The organism is Streptomyces tagetis (genome assembly GCF_018069565.1).
GTDB classification, from domain to species: Bacteria; Actinomycetota; Actinomycetes; order Streptomycetales; family Streptomycetaceae; genus Streptomyces; species Streptomyces tagetis.
Window position 1 is genome coordinate 563,996 of the sequence record NZ_JAGPNL010000002.1, and the last position, 20,556, is coordinate 584,551.

The 20,556-nt window shown below is 73.1% G+C and carries 18 protein-coding genes; 8 read left to right on the forward strand and 10 right to left on the reverse strand.

The features are described 5' to 3' along the window. Window positions 1-11: 11 nt before the first annotated feature. Genes glgB through J5Y05_RS10600 form a run of 5 tightly spaced genes read right to left on the reverse strand, consistent with a single transcriptional unit; the run spans window position 12 to window position 7,732 of the window. The gene (glgB, locus tag J5Y05_RS10580) at window positions 12-2,243 is read right to left on the reverse strand and encodes a 1,4-alpha-glucan branching enzyme (RefSeq protein WP_210870779.1); all 2,232 of its coding nucleotides are present in this window, start codon (window positions 2,241-2,243) and stop codon (window positions 12-14) included. A gap of 3 nt (window positions 2,244-2,246) precedes the next feature. Further along, window positions 2,247-3,626, reverse strand: coding sequence for a maltokinase N-terminal cap-like domain-containing protein (locus J5Y05_RS10585; protein WP_210870781.1), 1,380 nt, complete (start codon window positions 3,624-3,626; stop codon window positions 2,247-2,249). 28 nt (window positions 3,627-3,654) lie between these two features. Then, on the reverse strand, window positions 3,655-5,373 hold the full coding sequence (gene treS, locus J5Y05_RS10590) for a maltose alpha-D-glucosyltransferase (protein ID WP_210870784.1): 1,719 nt from the start codon (window positions 5,371-5,373) through the stop codon (window positions 3,655-3,657). Beyond that, the gene (locus J5Y05_RS10595; protein WP_210870787.1) at window positions 5,370-7,367 is read right to left on the reverse strand and encodes an alpha-1,4-glucan--maltose-1-phosphate maltosyltransferase; all 1,998 of its coding nucleotides are present in this window, start codon (window positions 7,365-7,367) and stop codon (window positions 5,370-5,372) included. Before J5Y05_RS10595 ends, treS begins: the two co-directional genes overlap by 4 nt. 53 nt (window positions 7,368-7,420) lie before the next feature. After that, window positions 7,421-7,732: a DUF5133 domain-containing protein gene (locus J5Y05_RS10600; protein ID WP_210870789.1), complete on the reverse strand. Its 312-nt coding sequence runs from the start codon at window positions 7,730-7,732 to the stop codon at window positions 7,421-7,423. Window positions 7,733-7,993: 261 nt separating this feature from the next. Between J5Y05_RS10600 and J5Y05_RS10605 the strand changes: the two genes are divergently transcribed. Next, the gene (locus J5Y05_RS10605; protein ID WP_210870792.1) at window positions 7,994-8,503 is read left to right on the forward strand and encodes a pep a2; all 510 of its coding nucleotides are present in this window, start codon (window positions 7,994-7,996) and stop codon (window positions 8,501-8,503) included. Continuing rightward, on the forward strand, window positions 8,500-10,653 hold the full coding sequence (gene glgX, locus J5Y05_RS10610) for a glycogen debranching protein GlgX (protein ID WP_210870796.1): 2,154 nt from the start codon (window positions 8,500-8,502) through the stop codon (window positions 10,651-10,653). Before J5Y05_RS10605 ends, glgX begins: the two co-directional genes overlap by 4 nt. Window positions 10,654-10,728: 75 nt before the next feature. On the opposite strand, the gene J5Y05_RS10615 is transcribed toward glgX, so the two are convergent. Beyond that, window positions 10,729-11,532 carry a VOC family protein gene (locus tag J5Y05_RS10615; protein WP_210870799.1) on the reverse strand — a complete coding sequence of 268 codons (804 nt, stop codon included), beginning with the start codon at window positions 11,530-11,532 and terminating at the stop codon, window positions 10,729-10,731. Window positions 11,533-11,767: 235 nt separating this feature from the next. Between J5Y05_RS10615 and J5Y05_RS10620 the strand changes: the two genes are divergently transcribed. After that, window positions 11,768-12,088, forward strand: coding sequence for an ANTAR domain-containing protein (locus J5Y05_RS10620; protein WP_210870802.1), 321 nt, complete (start codon window positions 11,768-11,770; stop codon window positions 12,086-12,088). Between the two features lie 116 nt (window positions 12,089-12,204). Here J5Y05_RS10620 and J5Y05_RS10625 read toward each other — a convergent pair whose 3' ends face one another. Continuing rightward, window positions 12,205-12,996 (reverse strand): RNA polymerase sigma factor SigF, encoded by a 792-nt coding sequence (locus J5Y05_RS10625; RefSeq protein ID WP_210870804.1) that lies wholly within the window; start codon window positions 12,994-12,996, stop codon window positions 12,205-12,207. 295 nt (window positions 12,997-13,291) lie between these two features. Here J5Y05_RS10625 and J5Y05_RS10630 point away from each other — a divergent pair, with 295 nt between their 5' ends. From J5Y05_RS10630 to J5Y05_RS10645, 4 genes are all read left to right on the forward strand, one after another. Continuing rightward, a complete protein-coding gene (locus tag J5Y05_RS10630; protein WP_210870807.1) occupies window positions 13,292-13,762 on the forward strand; it encodes a MarR family winged helix-turn-helix transcriptional regulator in 471 nt (156 codons plus the stop codon). Next, window positions 13,759-14,610: an ABC transporter ATP-binding protein gene (locus tag J5Y05_RS10635; RefSeq protein WP_210870810.1), complete on the forward strand. Its 852-nt coding sequence runs from the start codon at window positions 13,759-13,761 to the stop codon at window positions 14,608-14,610. The genes J5Y05_RS10630 and J5Y05_RS10635 overlap by 4 nt, the downstream gene beginning before the upstream one ends. Next, a complete protein-coding gene (locus tag J5Y05_RS10640; protein ID WP_210870813.1) occupies window positions 14,570-15,424 on the forward strand; it encodes an ABC transporter permease in 855 nt (284 codons plus the stop codon). Before J5Y05_RS10635 ends, J5Y05_RS10640 begins: the two co-directional genes overlap by 41 nt. Before the next feature lie 198 nt (window positions 15,425-15,622). Then, the gene (locus J5Y05_RS10645) at window positions 15,623-16,150 is read left to right on the forward strand and encodes a hypothetical protein (RefSeq protein WP_210870817.1); all 528 of its coding nucleotides are present in this window, start codon (window positions 15,623-15,625) and stop codon (window positions 16,148-16,150) included. Window positions 16,151-16,172: 22 nt separating this feature from the next. Here J5Y05_RS10645 and J5Y05_RS10650 read toward each other — a convergent pair whose 3' ends face one another. The 3 genes from J5Y05_RS10650 to J5Y05_RS10660 form a co-directional block, all read right to left on the reverse strand. Beyond that, the gene (locus tag J5Y05_RS10650; protein WP_210870819.1) at window positions 16,173-16,955 is read right to left on the reverse strand and encodes an NPP1 family protein; all 783 of its coding nucleotides are present in this window, start codon (window positions 16,953-16,955) and stop codon (window positions 16,173-16,175) included. 151 nt (window positions 16,956-17,106) lie between these two features. Next, window positions 17,107-18,087, reverse strand: coding sequence for an ATP-dependent DNA ligase (locus tag J5Y05_RS10655; protein WP_210870822.1), 981 nt, complete (start codon window positions 18,085-18,087; stop codon window positions 17,107-17,109). A gap of 97 nt (window positions 18,088-18,184) precedes the next feature. Then, window positions 18,185-19,675, reverse strand: a complete 1,491-nt coding sequence (locus J5Y05_RS10660) for an MFS transporter (RefSeq protein ID WP_210870825.1) — start codon at window positions 19,673-19,675, stop codon at window positions 18,185-18,187. A gap of 173 nt (window positions 19,676-19,848) precedes the next feature. Here J5Y05_RS10660 and J5Y05_RS10665 point away from each other — a divergent pair, with 173 nt between their 5' ends. Next, a complete protein-coding gene (locus J5Y05_RS10665; protein WP_210870828.1) occupies window positions 19,849-20,535 on the forward strand; it encodes a TetR/AcrR family transcriptional regulator in 687 nt (228 codons plus the stop codon). The last annotated feature ends 21 nt before the right edge of the window (window positions 20,536-20,556 follow it).

Sequence of the window (20,556 nt, forward strand, 5' to 3'; positions counted from 1 at the left end):
TCCCCGGCGCCTCACGGGAGCGACGGCGCGTCCGGGGTGAGCCACACCGTGGCCAGCGGCGGCAGCGTGATCCGGACCGCGCCGTCCACGGGCTCGACCGGGCCGGTCCCGGTGACGCCGCTGCCGCCGTACCGCGCGTCGTCGGTGTTGAGGACCTCCTGCCAGGCGCCGGCGCCCTCCGGCACGGCGAGCGCGTAGTCGTGGCGGACGACGGGGGAGAAGTTCGACACCGCCAGCAGCGGGGCGCCGCCCGCGTCCAGCCGCAGGAAGGCGAGGACGTTGTCGTCGGCCGCGTCCACCCGCACCCAGCTAAACCCGGCCGGGTCGGTGTCGCGCTGCCACAGCGCCGGAGTGCCCAGGTAGCGGGCGTTCAGGTCCCGGACCAGGTCCCGCACCCCGCGGTGGTCGCCCGCCGAGTGGTACCCGTCGTCCAGCAGCCACCACTCGGGCCCGTCCTTCTGCGACCACTCCCCGCCCTGCGCGAACTCCTGCCCCATGAAGAGGAGTTGCTTGCCGGGGTGGGCCCACATGAAGCCCAGGTATGCGCGGAGCCCGGCCCGCCGCTGCCACCAGTCGCCCGGCATCTTGGAGACCAGGGACCGCTTGCCGTGCACCACCTCGTCGTGCGAGATCGGCAGCACGTAGTTCTCGCTGTACGCGTACACCATCGAGAAGGTCATCTCGTGGTGGTGGTGCCTGCGGTGCACCGGCTCGTGGCCCATGTACTCCAGCGAGTCGTGCATCCACCCCATGTTCCACTTGAAGCCGAAGCCGAGCCCGCCGGTGTCGGTCGGCCGCGTCACCCCGCCCCAGGCGGTCGACTCCTCCGCGATCGTCACCACCCCGGGGCAGCGGCGGTAGACGGTCGCGTTCATCTCCTGGAGGAACGCCACCGCCGCCAGGTCCTCCCGCCCGCCGTACACGTTGGGCTCCCACTGGCCGGAGTCCCGCGAGTAGTCCAGGTAGAGCATCGAGGCGACGGCGTCGACGCGCAGCCCGTCGATGTGGAACTCCTCGCACCAGTACACGGCGTTCGCCACGAGGAAGTTGCGCACCTCGGTCCGGGCGAAGTCGAAGGTGTACGTCCCCCAGTCCGGGTGCTCCGCGCGCCGCGCGTCCCCCGGCTCGTACAGCGGGTCCCCGTCGAAGCGGGCCAGCGCCCAGTCGTCCTTCGGGAAGTGCGCCGGCACCCAGTCCAGGATCACGCCGACGCCCGCCCGGTGCAGGGCGTCGACCAGGTACCGGAAGTCGTCGGGGGAGCCGAGCCGCGCGGTCGGCGCGTAGAAGCCGGTGATCTGGTAGCCCCAGGACGGCCCGTAGGGGTGCTCGGCGACCGGCATCAGCTCGACGTGGGTGAAGCCGAGGTCCCGGACGTAGGCGGGGAGCACGTCGGCCAGCTCGCGGTAGGAGAGTCCGGGCCGCCAGGACGGCAGGTGCACCTCGTACACCGAGAACGGCGCCTCGTGCACCGGCACGGCGCCCCGGCCGCGCATCCACTCCCCGTCGCCCCACGTGTGGTGCGAGGCGGTCACGACCGAGGCCGTGGCCGGCGGCTCCTCCGTCCGGCGGGCCATCGGGTCGGCCTTCAGGAACCGCTGCCCGTACCGCGAGTGGATCTCGAACTTGTACCGCGCGCCCTCCCCGATCCCGGGCAGGAACAGCTCCCAGACGCCCGAGGAGCCCAGCGAGCGCATCGGGAACGCCGTCCCGTCCCAGTGCGTGAAGTCGCCGGCCACCCGCACCCCCCGGGCGTTCGGCGCCCACACCGTGAACCGGGTGCCCGTCACGCCCTGGTGGCTCATCGGCTCCGCGCCCAGCGCCCGCCACACCTGCTCGTGCCGGCCCTCGCCGATCAGGTGCAGATCCGTGTCGCCGAGCGCGGGCAGGAAGCGGTACGGGTCCTCCGTCTCCCGCTCGCCCTCCTCGTACGCCACGATCAGCCGGTACTCCGGGATCTCCGGCAGGTCCAGGACGCCGGAGAAGAGCCCGTCCCCCTCCGAGACGAGGTCGTGCCGCTCCCCGCCGACGACCACGCCCACCCGGCGCGCGAAGGGGCGCAGCGCCCGGAAGGCGATCCCGCCGGGCACCGGATGGGCGCCGAGCAGGGCGTGCGGATCGTGGTGCGCGCCCGCCAGCAGCCGCCCGCGGTCGGCGGGATCGAGGGGCGGCGCGGTGCCGTACGGCCCGATGACGGGCGGGACGGGACCGGAGGGCTCGGGGAGGGTGGTGTCGCGGAGGGCCACGGGTCAGTCTCCTCTCACGGCGAGTCGTTCGATCGCCGCCATGGGTACGGGAAGCCAGTCGGGACGGTGGCGGGCCTCGTACAGCACCTCATAGACCGCCCGGTCCGTCTCGTAGGCGCGCAGCAGGCCGTGCTCCTCGCGGGGGTCCCAGCCGGCGCGGGAGGCGTACCCCGCGCAGTACGCCTCGCGGCAGCGCAGGGCCCATTCGGGACGCCACGGGCGGCGCTGGCGGGCGGCGTAGTCGAAGGAGCGCAGCATGCCCGCGATGTCCCGGACCGGGGAGTGGGCGCTGCGCCGCTCGGACAGCGGCCGGGACGGCTCGCCCTCGAAGTCGATGACGAACCAGTCCCGGCCGGCCCGCAGCACCTGACCCAGGTGGAGGTCGCCGTGGACGCGCTGGTCGGGCGGGCCGGAGTCGCAGCCGGCCAGCGCCTCGAAGGCCCCGCGCAGCCCGGGGACGTAGGGGCCGAGCGCGGGCACGCAGCGCGCGGCGGCGGTCAGCCGTTCGGACATCGCCGCCGCCGTCCGGGAGTTCTCCCCGGCGGGCGCGGCGGGCGCCGCGGGCGCGGCCGGGAAGGCGGAGGCGAGTGCCAGGTGCACGTCGGCGGTGGCCCGCCCCAGCGCGTGGGCCTCGGCGGTGAACTCCTCCCCGCGTCCCAGCGCGGCGAGGGCGAGGGTCCAGCCGTCGGTGGCGTCGTGCAGGAAGGGCTGGAGCACGCCGAGCGTCGCCTCGTACGGGTGGGTCGTGCGCAGCCACGCGACGGGCGCGGGGACCCGGTCGCACCCCTGCCGGGCCAGCGCGCCCGGCACCTCCAGGTCGGGGTTGACGCCGGGCTGGATACGCCGGAACAGCTTGAGGATGTACGCGTCGCCGTACACCAGGGAGGAGTTGGACTGCTCGGCGTCCAGCAGCCGGGGCGCGAGACCGGCCGGCACGGGGCGGGCCGGGTCCCGTTCGAAGCGGAGCGGGCCGGTGGTGCCCGGGTGCCGGAGCCGTTCCAGGAGGAGCTGGGCGGTGCGCGGGTCGTGCAGCGCGTCGTAGACCGTCCGCCCGGCCAGCGGCCCTTCCCGTACCCGGCCGATGAGCGCCCGCCCCAGGTGCGGTGCCGGGCGCTCGCGGACGTCGAGGAGGAGCTGGTAGCAGTCGCCGGCCGGGGGAGCGCCGCCGGGGGCGGGCACGGAGCCGTGCCCCGTGTGGACGAGCAGGTGCAGACAGCCCGGGAAGAGTTCCGTCATCGACAGCAGCGCGAGGTCGGCCACGGGCCGGTCCTTGCCCGCGAACCAGCGCTGGCGCGGCAGCCAGTCCCGCAGCAGCCCGCCGAGCGAGGCCATCGGCTCGGCGAGGTGCGCGGGCCTGGGGCGCGGGGGAGCGGTCTTCTGCATGGTGACGCGTCCTTTCCTCGGCCCGCGGTCACACGGGGCGGCCGATGCGGGATGCGACCCGGGTGAGCCGGAACCAGTAGAAGCCGTGGCCCCCGAGGGTCAGCAGATACGGCAGCTCGCCGATGGCCGGGAAACGGACCCCGCCGAACAGCTCCACCGGGTGCCGCCCGGCGAACTCGCGCAGGTCCAGCTCGGTGGGTTGCGCGAAGCGCGCGAAGTTGTGGACGCACAGGACGAGGTCGTCCTCGTGTTCACGGAGGAAGGCGAGGACGGCGGGGTTGGAGGAGGGCAGTTCGGTGTAGGTGCCGAGGCCGAAGGCGGGGTTCTGCTTGCGGATCTCGATCATCCGCCGCGTCCAGTGCAGCAGGGACGAGGGCGACGCCATCGACGCCTCGACGTTGGTGACCTGGTAGCCGTGGACCGGGTCCATGATCGTCGGCAGGAAGAGGCGGCCGGGATCGCCCGTCGAGAAGCCGGCGTTGCGGTCGGGGGTCCACTGCATGGGGGTGCGGACGGCGTCGCGGTCGCCGAGCCAGATGTTGTCGCCCATGCCGATCTCGTCGCCGTAGTAGAGGATCGGCGAGCCGGGCAGGGACAGGAGCAGGGCGGTGAACAGCTCGATCTGGTCGCGGTCGTTGTCGAGGAGCGGGGCGAGGCGGCGGCGGATGCCGATGTTGGCCCGCATGCGCGGGTCCTTGGCGTACTCGGCCCACATGTAGTCGCGTTCCTCGTCGGTGACCATCTCCAGGGTCAGTTCGTCGTGGTTGCGCAGGAAGATCCCCCACTGGCAACGGGACGGGATGGCCGGGGTCTTGGCGAGGATCTCGGAGACCGGGTGCCGCGATTCGCGGCGCACCGCCATGAAGATGCGGGGCATGACCGGGAAGTGGAACGCCATATGGCACTCGTCGCCGCCCGAGGCGTAGTCGCCGAAGTAGTCGACGACGTCCTCGGGCCACTGGTTGGCCTCCGCCAGCAGCACCGTGTCGGGGTACTGCGCGTCGATCTCCTTGCGGACCCGTTTGAGGAAGGCGTGACTGGCGGGCAGGTTCTCGCAGTTGGTGCCTTCCTCGGCGTACAGATAGGGCACCGCGTCGAGGCGGAATCCGTCGATGCCGAGGTCGAGCCAGAACTTGAGGGCGGCGAGGATCTCCTCCTGGACGGCGGGGTTCTCGTAGTTGAGGTCGGGCTGGTGGGAGAAGAAGCGGTGCCAGTAGTACTGGCGGCGGACGGGGTCGTAGCTCCAGTTGGAGGCTTCGGTGTCGACGAAGATGATGCGGGCGTCGGGGTAGCGGGTGTCGTCGTCGGCCCAGACGTAGTAGTCGCCGTAGGGGCCTTCGGGGTTGCTGCGGGATTCCTGGAACCACGGGTGCTGGTCGCTGGTGTGGTTCATGACGAAGTCGATGATGACGCGCATGCCGCGCTGGTGGGCGGCGTCGGTGAACTCGACGAAGTCGGCGAGGTCGCCGAATTCGGGCAGGACGGCGGTGTAGTCGGAGACGTCGTAACCGCCGTCTTTGAGGGGGGACTTGAAGAAGGGGGGCAGCCAGAGGCAGTCGACGCCGAGCCACTGGAGGTAGTCCAGTTTGGCGGTGAGGCCCTTCAGGTCGCCGACGCCGTCGCCGTTGCTGTCGTGGAAGGAGCGGACGAGGACCTCGTAGAAGACGGCTCGTTTGAACCAGTCCGGGTCGCGGTCCTTGGCCGGCGTGTCCTCGAAGGTGTCCGGTACGGGCTCGTTGACGGTCATGAGGCTCCCGGCCCTTCGGTGTGCGGCGCTGCGGCGGACGGGGACTGGACGTGGAAGACGTGCGCGGGCGCCCGGCCGGGCTCCAGCCGCACGTAGTTCGTCTCGCCCCAGTGGTAGGTCTCACCCGTGAGTTCGTCGCGGACCGGCGTCGACGCGTGCCGGTCCAGGCCGAGTCGCGGCATGTCGAGGGAGATCGTGGCCTCCTGGGTGTGGTGGGGATCGAGGTTGACGACCACCAGGACCACGTCCGACCCGGCCCGCTTGCTGTAGACGATGACCTGGTCGTTGTCGGCCTGGTGGAAGCTCAGGTTCCTGAGCCGGCGCAGCGCGGGATGCTCCCGGCGGATGGTGTTGAGGCGGGTGATGAGGGGCGCGATGGTGCGGCCCTCGCGGGCGGCGCCGACCCAGTCGCGGGGGGTGAGCTGGTACTTCTCGGAGTCGAGGTATTCCTCGCCGCCGGGGTGCAGGGGGGTGTTCTCGCAGAGTTCGTAGCCGCTGTAGACGCCCCAGGCGGGGGAGAGGGTGGCGGCGAGGACGGCGCGGGCCTCGAAGGCGGGCCGGCCGCCGTGCTGGAGGTGGGCGGGGAGGATGTCGGGGGTGTTGACGAAGAAGTTGGGCCGCATGAAGGAGGCGGCCTCTCCCGTGAGTTCGGTGAGGTACTCCGTCAGTTCCCGCTTGGTCTCGCGCCAGGTGAAGTAGGTGTAGGACTGCTGGAAGCCGATCTGGGCGAGGGTGCGCATCATCGCGGGCCGGGTGAACGCCTCGGCCAGGAACACGACGTCGGGGTCGGCGCGGTTGATCTCGCCCAGGAGGCGTTCCCAGAAGACGACCGGTTTGGTGTGGGGGTTGTCGACGCGGAAGATCCGCACGCCGAGGCCCATCCAGTGCCGCAGCACGCGCACGCTCTCGGCGACCAGGCCGTCCATGTCGGTGTCGAAGGCCAGGGGGTGGATGTCCTGGTACTTCTTCGGCGGGTTCTCCGCGTAGGCGATGGTGCCGTCGGCGCGGTGGTGGAACCACTCGGGGTGCTTGTGGACCCAGGGGTGGTCGGGGGAGCACTGGAGGGCGAAGTCGAGGGCCACCTCCAGGCCGAGCGAGCGGGCGCGGCCGACGAAGTGGGCGAAGTCGTCCAGGGTGCCCAGGGCGGGGTGGACGGCGTCGTGCCCGCCCTCCGGCGAGCCGATCGCCCACGGCACGCCGACGTCGTCCGGACCGGCGGTCAGGGTGTTGTTGCGGCCCTTGCGGTGGGTGGTGCCGATGGGGTGGATCGGGGGCAGGTAGACCACGTCGAAACCCATCGCGGCGATCTCCGGCAGCCGCCGCCCGGCGGTGCGGAACGTACCGTGCGGCTGTTCCGGGGTGCCCTCGGAGCGGGGGAAGAACTCGTACCAGGAGCCGTACAGGGCCCGCTCCCGCTCCACCAGGAGGGGGTACGGCTCACTGCTGGTGACCAGTTCCCGCAGCGGATACCGCGCCAGCACCGCCGCCACCTCCGGCGCCAGCGCCGCCGCCAGCCGCTCGGCCACCGGCAGCGCGTCGTCCCGTAGCGCCCTCGCGGCGGCCGTCACCACCCGGCGGCCCGCCTTGCGCGGCACGCCGGCCGCCGCCCGCCGGTACAAGTCGGCGCCCTCCTCCAGCACCAGCCCCGTGTCGAGGCCCGCCGGGACCTTGATCCGCGCGTGCTCGCGCCAGGTGGTGACCGGGTCGCTCCACGCCTCCACCCGGTAGGTCCAGCGTCCGGGGGCGTCCGGGGTGACCTCGGCGCTCCAGCGGTCCGTGCCGGGGGCCCGCTCCCGCATCGGCGTCCACGGCCCCGGCCGCCCCTCGGCGTCCTCCAGCACCACATTGGCGGCCACCGCCTCGTGGCCCTCCCGGAACACGGTCGCGGTGACCTCGAACGTCTCGCCCGGCACCGCCTTCGCCGGCCGTCTGCCGCCGTCCACCGCCGGGCGGACGTCCAGCACCGGAATCCGCCCGATCTCCACAGTCCTCATCCGTTCTCACCTCCGCCGTGCTCGACGCCGGGCCACCGGCCCGGCCGGATGGGTCACGCCACGCCGGAGGGGGCCGTCGGAGCGAGCCGGTCCACCGCCACCGGGCCCCGGCGGGGCGTCCGGACGGTACGGGGCCGCTCCCCCTGCTCCCGCAGGTAGGTGACCGGGGTCGTCCGCAGGTACCGCTCCGCGGCGTCCGCGGCCTCGCGTGCGCACCGCTTCCCCATGAGCACGCAGAGGGTGTAGCCGGAGTCCTCGAACGTCGCCCGCACCGCCACGTCCGCGGGCGACGCGAGCATCCTCCGCTCCCAGGCGCGGAAACGCCTTAGCTGCCGGGCGACTTCGGTCTTCGCGGGAAGCAGCATGGTGCCGGCCACCTTTCGGGACGGTCGGTACGGGCGGTCGAGTTCTTCACACATGGTGCACGGACAGTGACTCCCCGTCTTGTTGGATCTTCAACGGTCCGCGGCGGTGCCGTGACGGACGGTGTTCGTGTTGCACGAATGGACTACCGATCGCACTCTGGAGTGACTCAGAAGCGATCGGCACTCACGCTTCGTGTTCGGGGAGCCCCTCCCCCAAGGGACGGGGAACGGCGCGAGCTGTCGCGGTGAGGAGCCAAGACGATGGAGACCGCAGTGCCCTGCTACTACCACCTCGACGTGGAGGTGACCCCGGACCGGGTCGGACAGGTCAGGCGCATCCTGGCCGCCCACCTGCGCTACTGGGACCTGGAGAACCTCGTCGAACCCGTCTGCTCGGGGGCGGAGATGCTGCTCCGCGGCATCGACGAGCACGCCAGCGACAAGAACACCTCGATCGAGCTGTGGTGGAACCACCAGCACCTCATCACCGCCGTGGGCGGCAACGACCGGGCCCTGCGCCCCGACCAGGACCTGCGCGGCTGCCTGCGGCACCTCGCCGCCACCAGCGACGGCTGGGGCTGCTGCGCCACCGGCACCGGAGCGAAGGTCATCTGGTTCTCCCAGCGCGCCCGCGCCGGCGAACGCGTCCCGCTGGTGCCGACCGCCCCGGAGCCGATCACCCAGGAGGGGCTGCGCCTGCCCCGCGCGCTCCTGCCGGTCGCCCGCCTGGCCGCGCCGGCCGCCACCGGAGTCCTGGAGGGGGCCCGGTGAGCCGTTCCCGGCCGAGCTGGAAGGGGGCGCCCGTGGGGAGCGGGCACCCCTACCCCCTGGGCGCCGTCTACGACGGACAGGGCACCAACTTCGCGCTGTTCAGCGAGGTCGCCGAACACGTCGACCTCGTCCTCGTCGACGACGACGGCACCCACACCACCATCCCCGTGCCCGAGGTCGACGGCTTCGTCTGGCACTGCCACCTGCCCGGCGTCGGCCCGGGACAGCGCTACGGCTACCGGGTGCACGGGCCGTGGGCCCCCTCGGTCGGCCACCGCTGCAACCCCGCCAAACTGCTCCTCGACCCCTACAGCAGGGCTGTGGACGGACAGGTCGACAACCACGCCTCCCTCTTCGAGAGGGCCCCCGGCGGCGCCGACCCCGCCGACAGCGCCGGGCACACCATGCTCGGCGTCGTCACGGACCCGTTCTTCGACTGGGGCGACGACCGCCCGCCCCGGCGCCCCTACGCCGACACCGTGATCTACGAGGCCCACGTACGCGGCCTCAGCCGCACCCACCCCGACGTGCCCGAGGAACTGCGCGGCACCTACGCCGGGCTGGCCCACCCCGCGGTCGTCGGCCACCTCACCTCCCTCGGGGTGAGCGCCGTGGAGCTGATGCCGGTGCACCAGTTCGTGCACGACGGTGTCCTGGTGGACCGCGGCCTCGCCAACTACTGGGGCTACAACACCATCGGCTTCTTCGCCCCGCACAACGGCTACGCCGCCCACGGCACCCGCGGCCAGCAGGTCACCGAGTTCAAGTCGATGGTCAAGGCGCTGCACGCGGCCGGCCTCGAAGTCATCCTCGACGTGGTCTACAACCACACCGCCGAGGGCAACGAGAAGGGACCCACCCTCTCCTTCCGCGGCATCGACAACGCCTCGTACTACCGCCTGGTGGACGGCGACTGGCAGCACTACTACGACACCACGGGCACCGGCAACAGCCTGCTCATGCGGCATCCGTACGTCCTCCAGCTCATCATGGACTCGCTGCGGTACTGGGTGACCGAGATGCGCGTCGACGGCTTCCGCTTCGACCTCGCGGCCACCCTGGCCCGGCAGTTCCACGAGGTGGACCGGCTCTCGGCCTTCTTCGACCTCATCCAGCAGGACCCGGTCATCAGCCGCGTCAAGCTCATCGCCGAGCCCTGGGACCTGGGCGAGGGCGGCTACCAGGTGGGCAACTTCCCGCCCCTGTGGTCGGAGTGGAACGGCAAGTACCGCGACGCCGTACGGGACTTCTGGCGCGGCGAGGAGCACACGCTCGGCGAGTTCGCCTCCCGGCTGACCGGCTCCTCCGACCTGTACCAGCACAGCCGCCGCCGGCCCCGGGCCAGCGTCAACTTCGTCACCGCGCACGACGGTTTCACCCTGCGCGACCTCGTCTCGTACAACGACAAGCACAACGAGGCCAACGGCGAGGATAACCGGGACGGCGAGAGCCACAACCGGTCCTGGAACTGCGGCGCCGAGGGGGAGACGACGGACCCCGCCGTACTGGAGCTGCGCGCACGCCAGCAGCGCAACTTCCTCGCCACCCTCCTGCTCTCCCAGGGCATCCCCATGCTCTCCCACGGCGACGAACTGGGCCGCACCCAGCGGGGCAACAACAACGCCTACTGCCAGGACGACGAGACCTCCTGGACCGACTGGCGGCTCGACGAGGAACAGCGGGCCCTGCTCGGCTTCACCCGGCGCCTGATCGCCCTGCGCGCCGCCCACCCGGTACTGCGCCGGCGCCGCTACTTCCAGGGCGAGACGGCGAACCGGGACGGCGCCCCGCTGCCCGACCTGGTGTGGCTGCTGCCGGACGCGCGGGAGATGACCGACGACGACTGGCGGCGCTCCGACGGCCACGCGGTCGGCGTCTTCCTCAACGGCGACGCCATCGCCGAACCCGACCCGCACGGCCGGCCCGTCGTGGACGACTCCTTCCTGCTGCTGCTCAACAGCCACTGGGAGCCCGCCCGCTTCCGGCTGCCCGGCGCCGCCTACGGCGAACGGTGGACGGCCCTGATCGACACCGCCGACCCGGAGGGCGTCCCGGACGAGACCGAACGCAAGGCCGGCACGGCGCTGACCGTCGCGCCACGCGGCCTCGTCCTGCTCTCCCGCCCCTCCCTCACCGAGGACGGCCGTTAGGGCCTTTCTTTCGGATCTTGCCGCGGGGTCGCTGGGGAGCGGAAGACGAGCCGCCCGCCGGACCCGGCGGGCGGCTCAGCGCGGTACCGGGCGCGCGGTCACCGTGAACAGTGCGCCGTCCACGTCCCGCAGCACCGCCTCGCTCCCGTGCGTCGCCAGCACCCCGCCGCCGTGCAGCTCCGCGGCGCGCGCGCACGCCTCGACGTCGTCGACGGCGAAGTGCACCTGCCAGTGCGGCCGGATGGCGGGATCGGGCGCCGACCCGAGGGCCCCCGACACGATCCGCGCGACGATGTGCCCCCCGTTGCGCAGGACCACCTCGCCGCCCTCGTACTGCACCTCGCAGTCCCCCTCGGGATCGGCCCAGCCGAACACCTCGCCGTAGAAGATCGCGGCGTCGAAGGCGTCGCGGGTGTGCAGCCGGATGAAGGCCGGCTGGGCGGTGCGCCAGTTCTCCCAGTCCGTGAACAGCTCGCCCTCCCAGATGCCGAAGGTCGCCCCGTCCCGGTCGGCGAGCAGCGCGCCCCGGCCGGGCGGCAGGGAGATCGGCCCGACCGCGGCGGTGCCGCCGCGCTCCTGCGCCCGCGAGACCGTCTCGTTGGCGCTGCGCACCGCGAAGTACGGCGTCCAGGCCACCGCCATCTGCCACATCGCGGCCACCGCGGCGATCCCGGCGACCGGCCGCCCGCCGGCCAGCGCGATCCGGAACGGGTCGCCGAGCCTGACGGGCCGCCACTGCCAGCCCAGCACCGCCGAGTAGAACTCCTCCGTGACCTTCAGGTCGCGGCTGGTCAGGCTGACCCAGCAGGGCGCCCCGAACACGGAGTGCGTGGAGAGGGGACCCCGCCGGCCGGCGGGGGAGGTCCTGTCGTCGTTCATCTCAGTCGCGTCCTGCTCTCGTCCGCCGGCGGGCGCCGCTCTCGTCGCTCTCCACCAGTGTCCGGCCCGACCGGTGGGGGGCGCCTGCCGGGTACCCCGGCGGCACCGCCGAAACGGTGGCCCCGGCGGCCCGGACGGCGCAGTGGCGCCGGGCCCGGCATCTGCGCACGATGGACGCGTCGGAGCGGTACCGCGCGGCGCGGCCGTCGCTCACCCGCCGGACCCGGAGGTGGCCATGTCCACGGACGATGACCCGGACCAGATCTTCGCGCTCCAGGAGCAGGTGCGGCAGCTCAAGGAGGCCGTCGTCTCGCACGCCGTCGTCGACCAGGCGATCGGGATGGTCGTGGTGCTCGGCCGGGTGGGTCCCGACGAGGGATGGGTCGTCCTGAAGGAAGTTTCCCAGCATACGAACATCAAACTGCGCAATGTCGCGGAAACGATTCTCATCTGGGGGCGCACCGGAGTGATGCCCGCGCCGATCCGGGCCGCCCTGGAGGACGCCCTCGACCGCCACGGGCCCACCCGGGTACCCGGCGACCCGCCGCGCCGCTGAGCCGCCGCGGTCCGCCCCTCCCGGTGCGGGACGGCGGTCCGCCCCTCCCGGTGCCATGCGGCGCGGCCCGGCCACGCGCGCCGCGGCCCGGCCCGCGGTCGCCCGGTCGTGACCCGTCATCCGCTCTCGGTGAGGATCTCCTCGCGGATGCGGTCGAAGCAGCCGCTGAGCAGCCGCGAGACGTGCATCTGGGAGATCCCGAGCTGCTGGGCGATGCGGCTCTGCGTCATCCCCCGGAAGAAGCGCAGGTAGAGGATGGTCCGCTCGCGCTCGGGCAGCGCCTCCAGACAGGGCCGTACGGCCACCCGGTCGACGACCGTGTCGAAGGCGGGGTCGGGACCGCCGAGGGCGTCGGCGAGGGCGTACCCGTCGGTGCCGGGCATCTCCGCCTCCAGCGAAAGCGCGGAGAAGCACTCCAGCGCCTCCATGCCGGTGCGGACCTCGTCCGTGGTCAGGTGCGCGTGCTCGGCGATCTCCTGGACCGTGGGGGAGCGGCCCGGCGTCGTCTGGGCGAGTTCCTTGGCGGACCGGCGGACCCGGTTGCGCAGGTCCTGGATGCGGCGCGGCACGTGCAGCGTCCACATGTGGTCGCGGAAGTGCCGCTTGATCTCGCCGGTCACGGTCGGCACGGCGTACGCCTCGAAGGCGTGGCCGCGCTCGGGGTCGTAGTGGTCGACGGCCTTCACCAGGCCGAGCGCCGCCACCTGGTACAGGTCGTCCAGGCTCTCGCCGCGCCCCCGGAAGCGGACGGCGATCCGCTCGGCCATGGGCAGCCAGAGCCGGATCAGCTCGTCCCGCAGCGCCTTGCGCTCGGGCCCGTCCGGCAGTCCGGCGAGCCGTTCGAACGCCGCGACGGTGTCGGGGGCGTCGTCGTGCGGGTGGGGCTTGGTTCTGCTGGCGATACGCATGGTGCGCACCTCCCTCAGCAAGGGTGCCGGGTGGAAGGAACACCATGGGGCGCGTGGCGTCGGGCCTCATGGGGGGCACCGGGGGCTCGGGCGTACCGGCTCCCGCGGGCGTGCCTCCTGTCCGAAGCACGGGGTGCGGCATGCCCGGGGCCGCCGCATGCGAAACGAGTCCTCATATATATGGATATTGGACCTGGAAGAGCCGTGTGGCCACTCGAACGGGCGCGCGGGCCGCTGACCTCCGGCAAGCCGCACGGCAGGGTGATTAGCTCTGCTACAGAGGTAATCTGGAGGTATGGAACAGGGACCGGAAAACCCTCCGGAAACCCCCTTCCCGGAGGACCTGACCGACGCCCTCGTCGCCGTCCAGCGCCTGATCCGCAGACGGGTGCGCCGCGAGATGTCCGCGCCGCGCCTCGGCGGCGCCGAGGCGGAGTTGCTGCGCCTGGTCGTGGCCCGCCCCGGCATCAGCGTCTCCGACGCGGCCCGGGAGCTGTGCCTGGCGGGCAACTCGGTCTCGACCCTGGTCAACCGGCTGGCCGCGGCGGGGTACCTGCTCCGGGAGACCGACCCGTCCGACCGGCGGGCGGCCCGCCTGCTGCCCACCCCGGCGGCCGGGACCCGGCTGCGGGAATGGCGCCGGCACCGGGCCGACCTCGTACGGCGGCAGGCGGCCCGCCTCGACGAGGCGGACCGGGCCGCCCTGCGGGACGCGGTCCCGGCGCTGCGCCGGCTGGCCGCCAGACTGCGCGAGGAGGAGCGATGAGCGGTGACACGGAGACGGCGGCCCCCGCGGTCGACTGCACCGGACTGGCCTACGCCTTCGGCGAGACCAACGCCGTCGACGGACTCGACCTGACGGTCGCCGAGGGCGAGGTCTTCGGACTGCTCGGCCCCAACGGCGCCGGCAAGACCACGGCGATCCGCTGCATCACCACCCTGCTGCCGGTCCCGCCCGGCATGGTCCGCGTCTTCGGCCGCGACACCGCCCGGGAGCGCATGGCCGTACGCCGCCTGCTCGGCTACGTACCGCAGCAACTCTCCGCGGACGCCTCCCTCACCGGCCGGGAGAACGTGACGCTCTTCGCCCGCGTCTTCGACGTCCCCCGCCGCGAGCGCGCCGAACGGGTCGCCCAGGCGCTCGCCGCCGTCGGCCTCGCCGACGCCGCCGACCGGATGGCCGGCACCTTCTCCGGCGGCATGATCCGCCGGCTGGAACTCGCCCAGGCCCTGGTCAGCGCGCCCCGGCTGCTGATCCTGGACGAGCCGACGATCGGCCTCGACCCGATCGCCCGCACCGGGGTCTGGGAGCACATCGACGCCGTCCGGGCGGCCACCGGCATGACGGTCCTCGTCACCACCCACTACATGGACGAGGCCGACCAGCACTGCGACCGGGTGGCGCTCATGCACCGAGGCCGCGTCCATGCCCTCGGCACCCCCGGCGACCTCACCCGCGGCCTCGGCGAACGCCGCCGCGCCGCGGGCGCGACCGGCGCCCCGCCCACGCTGGAGGACGTCTTCCGCGAGGTGGCCGGCAGTGGACTCGACGACACGTCAGGAGACTTCCGCGATGTCCGAAGCACCCGCCGCACAGCGAACCGCGTCGGCTGACCGCGCCGGCTCCATCGACCTGCTGCTCCGCCAGCCCGAGCCCCGGGCCGGCTGGCGCGTGCTGCCCGCCCGCGTCATCGCCCTGTGCGCCGTCGAACTGCAGAAACTGCGCCACGACCGCACCGAGCTGTACACCCGGGCGGTCCAGCCCGCCCTCTGGCTGCTGATCTTCGGTCAGACCTTCACCCACATCCGGGCCATCCCCACCGGCGGCATCCCCTACATCGACTACCTGGCGCCCGGCATCATCGCCCAGTCCGCGATGTTCATCGCCATCTTCTACGGCATCCAGATCATCTGGGAACGCGACGCCGGAGTCCTCAACAAGCTGCTGGTGACGCCGACTCCGAGATCCGCGCTGATCACCGGGAAGGCGTTCGCGGCCGGGCTCAAGTCGGTCGTGCAGGCCCTCGTCGTCATCGTCATCGCCGCCGCGCTCGGGGTCGCCCTGACCTGGAACCCGCTGCGGCTCCTCGGCGTCCTCGTCGTGGTGATCCTCGGCTCGGCCTTCTTCTCCTGCCTGTCGATGACCATCGCCGGCATCGTCCTCAGCCGGGACCGGCTGATGGGGTTCGGGCAGGCGATCACGATGCCGCTCTTCTTCGCCTCCAACGCGCTGTACCCGGTCTCCGTGATGCCCGGCTGGCTCCAGGCGGTCAGCAAGGTCAACCCGCTCAGCTACGAGGTCGACGCCCTGCGCGGACTGCTGCTCGGCACCCCCTCCCACCTCGGGCCGGATTTCGCCGTGCTCGCGGGCGCGGCGGTCCTCGGGGTCGCCGCCGCCTCCGCCCTGCTCGGCCGGCTCGCCCGGTGACCGGCCGGGCACGGGGGCGGACGTGACGTGCGGCACGCCCGGACCACCCGTTCGGGCGCCCGCCGGGGCATCGTTCCTGCGCAGCGCTTGATCAACGATCAAATAGGGCGAAGTCCCTGGCCACGGCGCATTCCGCGCATTTGACAGTGCACTGAGCACACGGATAGGAAGCAGCTTCGGGAAGTCGAGAGGTGTGCTGTGTACGAGCCGAACGTGGTCGGGGACTGGCGGGAGTACGACGAACATGCCGGTCTGCGTCTCCGCGTCCACCGTCTTGAACCGGCCGAGCCTCCGCGCGGGCGCGACGACGCCGCCGAGGGGCTGACCTACTTCCGGGTGCGGATCACCGTCGAGAACCGGGGCGAGACGCCCTGCGCCGTCCACCTGGAGGACGGGCAGATCGACGTGCGGGTCGGACCCGACGGCGAGAGCGCCTTCCTCGACTGGCGCAACTCCCAGTTCGTCGAGGGCTTCGACGTCCACCCGCTGCGCCGGGTCACCGCCGTCCTGTACGCCGCCGCCGCCGAGGCGGACCTGAGCCAGGTCGACGTCCAGGTCCAGCTCCGCGTCGACGAGGAGTGGGCCGGCCGCCGGATGTGGACCGGCGGCCTCGGCCTGCCCGAGGGCGCCACCGGGGCGGCCCCCACGGGCGCGGCACGGGACGGCGGCCTCGCGCACCAGGTGAGCGCCTTCCTGCGGGGTCAGGCGGACGAGGGCGCCGCCTGACCCGCGCCGGGGCGCCGCCCGGTCAGGCGTACGGGTCGAAGGGGATGCCCGCGGGCTTGGCCGTCGCCAGGTGGGAGGCGAAGCTCCCGTCCTTCAGGCCGAAGTTGGCGCTGCCGAAGTCGTACGAGCTGAGCTTCTCGCGCAGTCCGGCCGGATAGCCGTCCCAGCCGACCAGGGTCGGGTACTGCCAGGTGCCCCGGTGGTTCTCCGGCGGCTCGTCGCCCGCCGAGGCCAGCCGGAAGCAGTGCGTGCTGATGCCGTCCTTGTGGTAGACGATCTTCGGGTGGGTGTCCTCGAAGCGGACCGACGACCGCGGGTGCACCGTGAACGAACCGTGGTTGGAGGTCGAGACGTACTCCACCGTGCCGTCCCGCACCCAGACCACGACGTGCTCCCAGTCGTGCCGGTGGCCGCCGAGGGGGATGCCGGGCAGCGCCTGGTCCTTCTCGAAGTACAGCCCGTACAGGTAGGCGCACCATCCGTTGTTGCACAGGGCGCGCGAGTAGCCGTTGGTGTTCTCCAGGTCCGGGGCGTCCCGGCAGTTGCCGTTGAGGGCGCCGGTCGGATTGAGGCCCGGGTTGACGGCGCCGTCCGGCCCGATGGCCGGCGTGGGGTAGCACCCGTCGGTGTCGTAGTCGTAGGCGGGCTGGTAGGTCCGCTCCTCGGCGGTCGCGTTGCCGGGCAGCGCCGGAGGCGGGGCGGCGAAGGCGGTGGCGGGGAACGCGACGACGAGGGCGAGGGCGCCGAGCGGCGCGGTGAGCCATCTGCGGATGCGGGGGGCGGGGGTGGTGGTACGCGACGGCACTGCGTCTCCTCTTGGACTCCGGTCGCAGCCCAACGGCTGTGGGGGGTAAGGGAGTCAAGAGTGCCGTCAATTCACCTGCGCGCCAAGGGGATACGGGTGTCTCGACGGTGAACAGCCGTACTGGCGAATGTAGTTGACCGCCCGGACCGGGTCAGACCAGGTCGTCCGGGACGTCGGCCGCGGACTCCTCGGGCGCCAGGTCCGGGCGCAGCCGCAGCCACGAGGGCTGACGCAGCATCCCCTCCCGGGTACGGGTGCTGAAGCGGACCTCGCCCACCAGCCGGGGCACCACCCAGCGGGCCCCCGGCACGGCCGGCACCGGGTCGAAGGGGCAGGTGTCGCTCGCGGCGGTCTCGAGCAGCGCGGCCAGGTCGGTGCGCTCGGCCTCGCTCCAGCCGGTGCCGACCCCGCCGACGTAGCGCAGGCGCCCCGCGGCCCGCTGGCCGACCAGCACGGCGCCGGGCAGGCCGCCGAGGCGCCCCTTGCCGGGCAGCCAGCCGCCGATCACCACGTCCTCGCTGCGCATGTTGCGGATCTTGATCCACTCCCGGGAGCGCACCCCCGGCTCGTAGACCGAGTCGAGCCGCTTGCAGACCAGGCCCTCCAGGCCGTTCTCGCGGGTCGCGCGCAGGGCCTCCTCGCCGTGGCCGACCACCGCGCCCGGCGTCGACCAGGACGGGCCGTCGAGCGCCAGCTCCTCCAGCCGGCCCCGCCGGCGCGTGTAGCCGAGGGGGAGCAGGGACTCGGCGCCCAGGTGCATCACGTCGAAGAGCACGAGGTGGACCGGGACCGTCGCCGCCCGGTGCGCGGCGAGCGCGGGGGAGTGGGCGAGGCCCATGCGGGACTGGAGCAACTGGAAGTCGGCCCGGCCGCGTTCGTCCAGGGCCAGCACCTCGCCGTCCAGGACCGCCGGGGTGGGGCCGAGGGCGGTGCCGAGCGGCGCCAGCTCGGGGTAGGCGGCCGTGATGTCCTGGCCGGAGCGGGCACGCAGCAGCATCCGTCCGTCGCCGGGCAGGTAGACCACGACGCGCTGGCCGTCCTGCTTGGTCTCGTAGGCCCAGCGGGCGTCCTGCCGGCGGGGCGGCAGGGAGCCCGCGGTGGCGAGCATGGGCGCGATCAGAGGCAGGTCCACGGGTGAGTTCTCGACGCGCCCGCGCGCCCTCACGCGTGTCGCCCGCGAGGTTCGCCTGAACGGCGCCGGTCCCGCCCGGGGACCGGCGCCGCCCTCCTCAGCGCACCGGGACGGCGTCGGCCCCGGCCCGGCCGGCCGGCGCGGCGGCCGGCGCCGGGGCGGCCGGGCGGTGCCGCGGTACGAAGGCGGCCAGGGCGAAGGCGAGCAGCGCCGCCCCCGCCCCGATGGCCAGGACCACCCTGAACGCGTTCTGGGACGGGACGGCGAAGCCGCCGAGGCTCGTGGTCATCTGGGCGAGGATCACGCCCGCGAGGGCGCTGGAGACCGAGGTGCCGATGGACCGCATCAGGGTGTTGAGGCTGTTGGCCGCGGCGGTCTCGCCGACCGGCACCGCCCCCATGATCAGGGCCGGCATGGCGCCGTAGGCGAAGCCGATGCCCGCGCTGATGACGCAGGAGGCCAGCACCAGGTGCCACACCTCGGCCATCAGCCAGACGTTCAGCCCGTACCCGGCGGCGACGATGAGGGCGCCGGTCATCAGCGACGTCTTCGGGCCCCGGGCCCGGGAGACCATCGCGGACAGCGGCGCGAACGCCATCATCACCAGGCCGGAGGGCGCCATCACCAGACCGGCGGTCAGCAGCGAGCGGCCCAGACCGTAACCGGTCGCCTCGGGCAACTGGATGAGCTGGGGAAGCACCAGGGACATGGCGAACATGGAGAAGCCCATGGCGATGGAGGCCAGGTTGGTGAAGAGCACCTGACGGCGCACGGTGGTGCGCAGGTCCACCAGCGGGTGCGGGGTGCGCAGCTCCCAGCGGCCCCAGGCCGACAGGACCACCACGGCCACCGCGAACAGGCCGAGCGTGGTCGCGCCGGTCCAGCCCCAGTCGGCGCCCTTGGAGATCGCCAGCAGCAGGGAGACCAGGCCGACGGCCATGCCGAGCGCGCCCGGCAGGTCGAACCGCCCGCCGCCGCGCACCGCCGACTCGGGCACGCACACCGCCACCAGCGCCAGCGCGACGGTACCGAGGGCGCCCGAGACCCAGAAGAGCATGTGCCAGTCGAACCGGTCCGCGATGAGCGCGGCGGCGGGCAGGCCGAGGGCGCCGCCGACGCCGAGCGAGGCGCTCATCAGGGCGGTGGCGCCGGCCAGCCGCTCGGCGGGCAGTTCGTCGCGCATGATGCTGATGCCCAGCGGCACCACCGCGGCCGACAGCCCCTGGAGGGCCCGGCCGGCGATCATCGGGACCAGGGAGTCGCTCAGCGCGCAGACCACCGAGCCGACGACCAGCACCACCAGGCTGACCAGCAGCACGCGCCGCTTGCCGGCCATGTCGCCGAGCCGGCCGGCGACCGGGGTGGCGACGGCCGCGGCCAGCAGCGTCGCCGTCACCGCCCAGACCGCGTCCGAGGCCGGGGCGTCGAGGAGCTTCGGCAACTCCGGCACGATCGGGATCACCAGCGTCTGCATCAGCGAGACGGTGATCCCGGCCAGCGCCAGCACCGCCACCACGACGTTCGGCCGCGACGGGGCGGACGTCTCGGCGGCGGCGGGCCCGTCGGGACCGGCGGGGGGAGAGGGCATGGAGGTGCCTTTCCGGGGAGAGGGGGAGCACGGCCGGAGGACGGCATGCTTTAAGTCAGTCGCTTGACGTACTGTACGGGAACGGGGCGGCGCACCTCGCACGGCCCGGGGCGGGTCTTTGGGCGGCCGTTGCGTAGGCTGCCGCCCACGGGCACGGAAAGGCTGGCGGCGCGGTGGCGGGCAGAACGGGCAGGGTGGCACGGGCGGAGCAGGTCGGTGCGACCAGGGAGGCGATCCTGACCACGGCCGAGCGGCTCTTCGCCGAACACGGGGTGTACGCGGTCTCCAACCGCCAGGTCAGCGAGGCCGCCGGGCAGGGCAACAACGCGGCGGTCGGCTACCACTTCGGCACCAAGACCGATCTGGTCCGGGCGATCGCCCAGCGGCACTCCGAGCGCATCGAGGCGCTGCGCGCCCGGCAACTGGCCGTCCTCGGCGGCTCCACGGACGTCCGCGACTGGGTCGACTGCCTGGTCCGGCCGCTCTACGACCACCTCGCCGCGCTCGGCAGCCCCACCTGGTACGCGCGGTTCTGCGCCCAGGTCACCACCGACCCCGCGCTGCGGCGGATCGTGACGGAGGAGTCGCTGGCCTCCCCGGCCCTGCGGGCGATCCTGGCCGGCCGCGACCGGTGCATGCCGGAGCTGCCTCCCGAGGTGCGCGCCGAACGCGGCGACATGGCACGGCAGTTGATCGTGCACACGGCGGCGGAGCGCGAGCGGGCCCTCGCCGGGGGCCGGCCCACCCCGCGGGCCTCCTGGCAGGACGCCGCCGACGGCCTCGTCGACGCGATCGTCGGCATGTGGCTGGCGCCCGTCACACCCCGCGCCCGGCGCGGCGGCGGTACGGGAGGCGCCTGACGGCGGCGGACGACGGCGGTT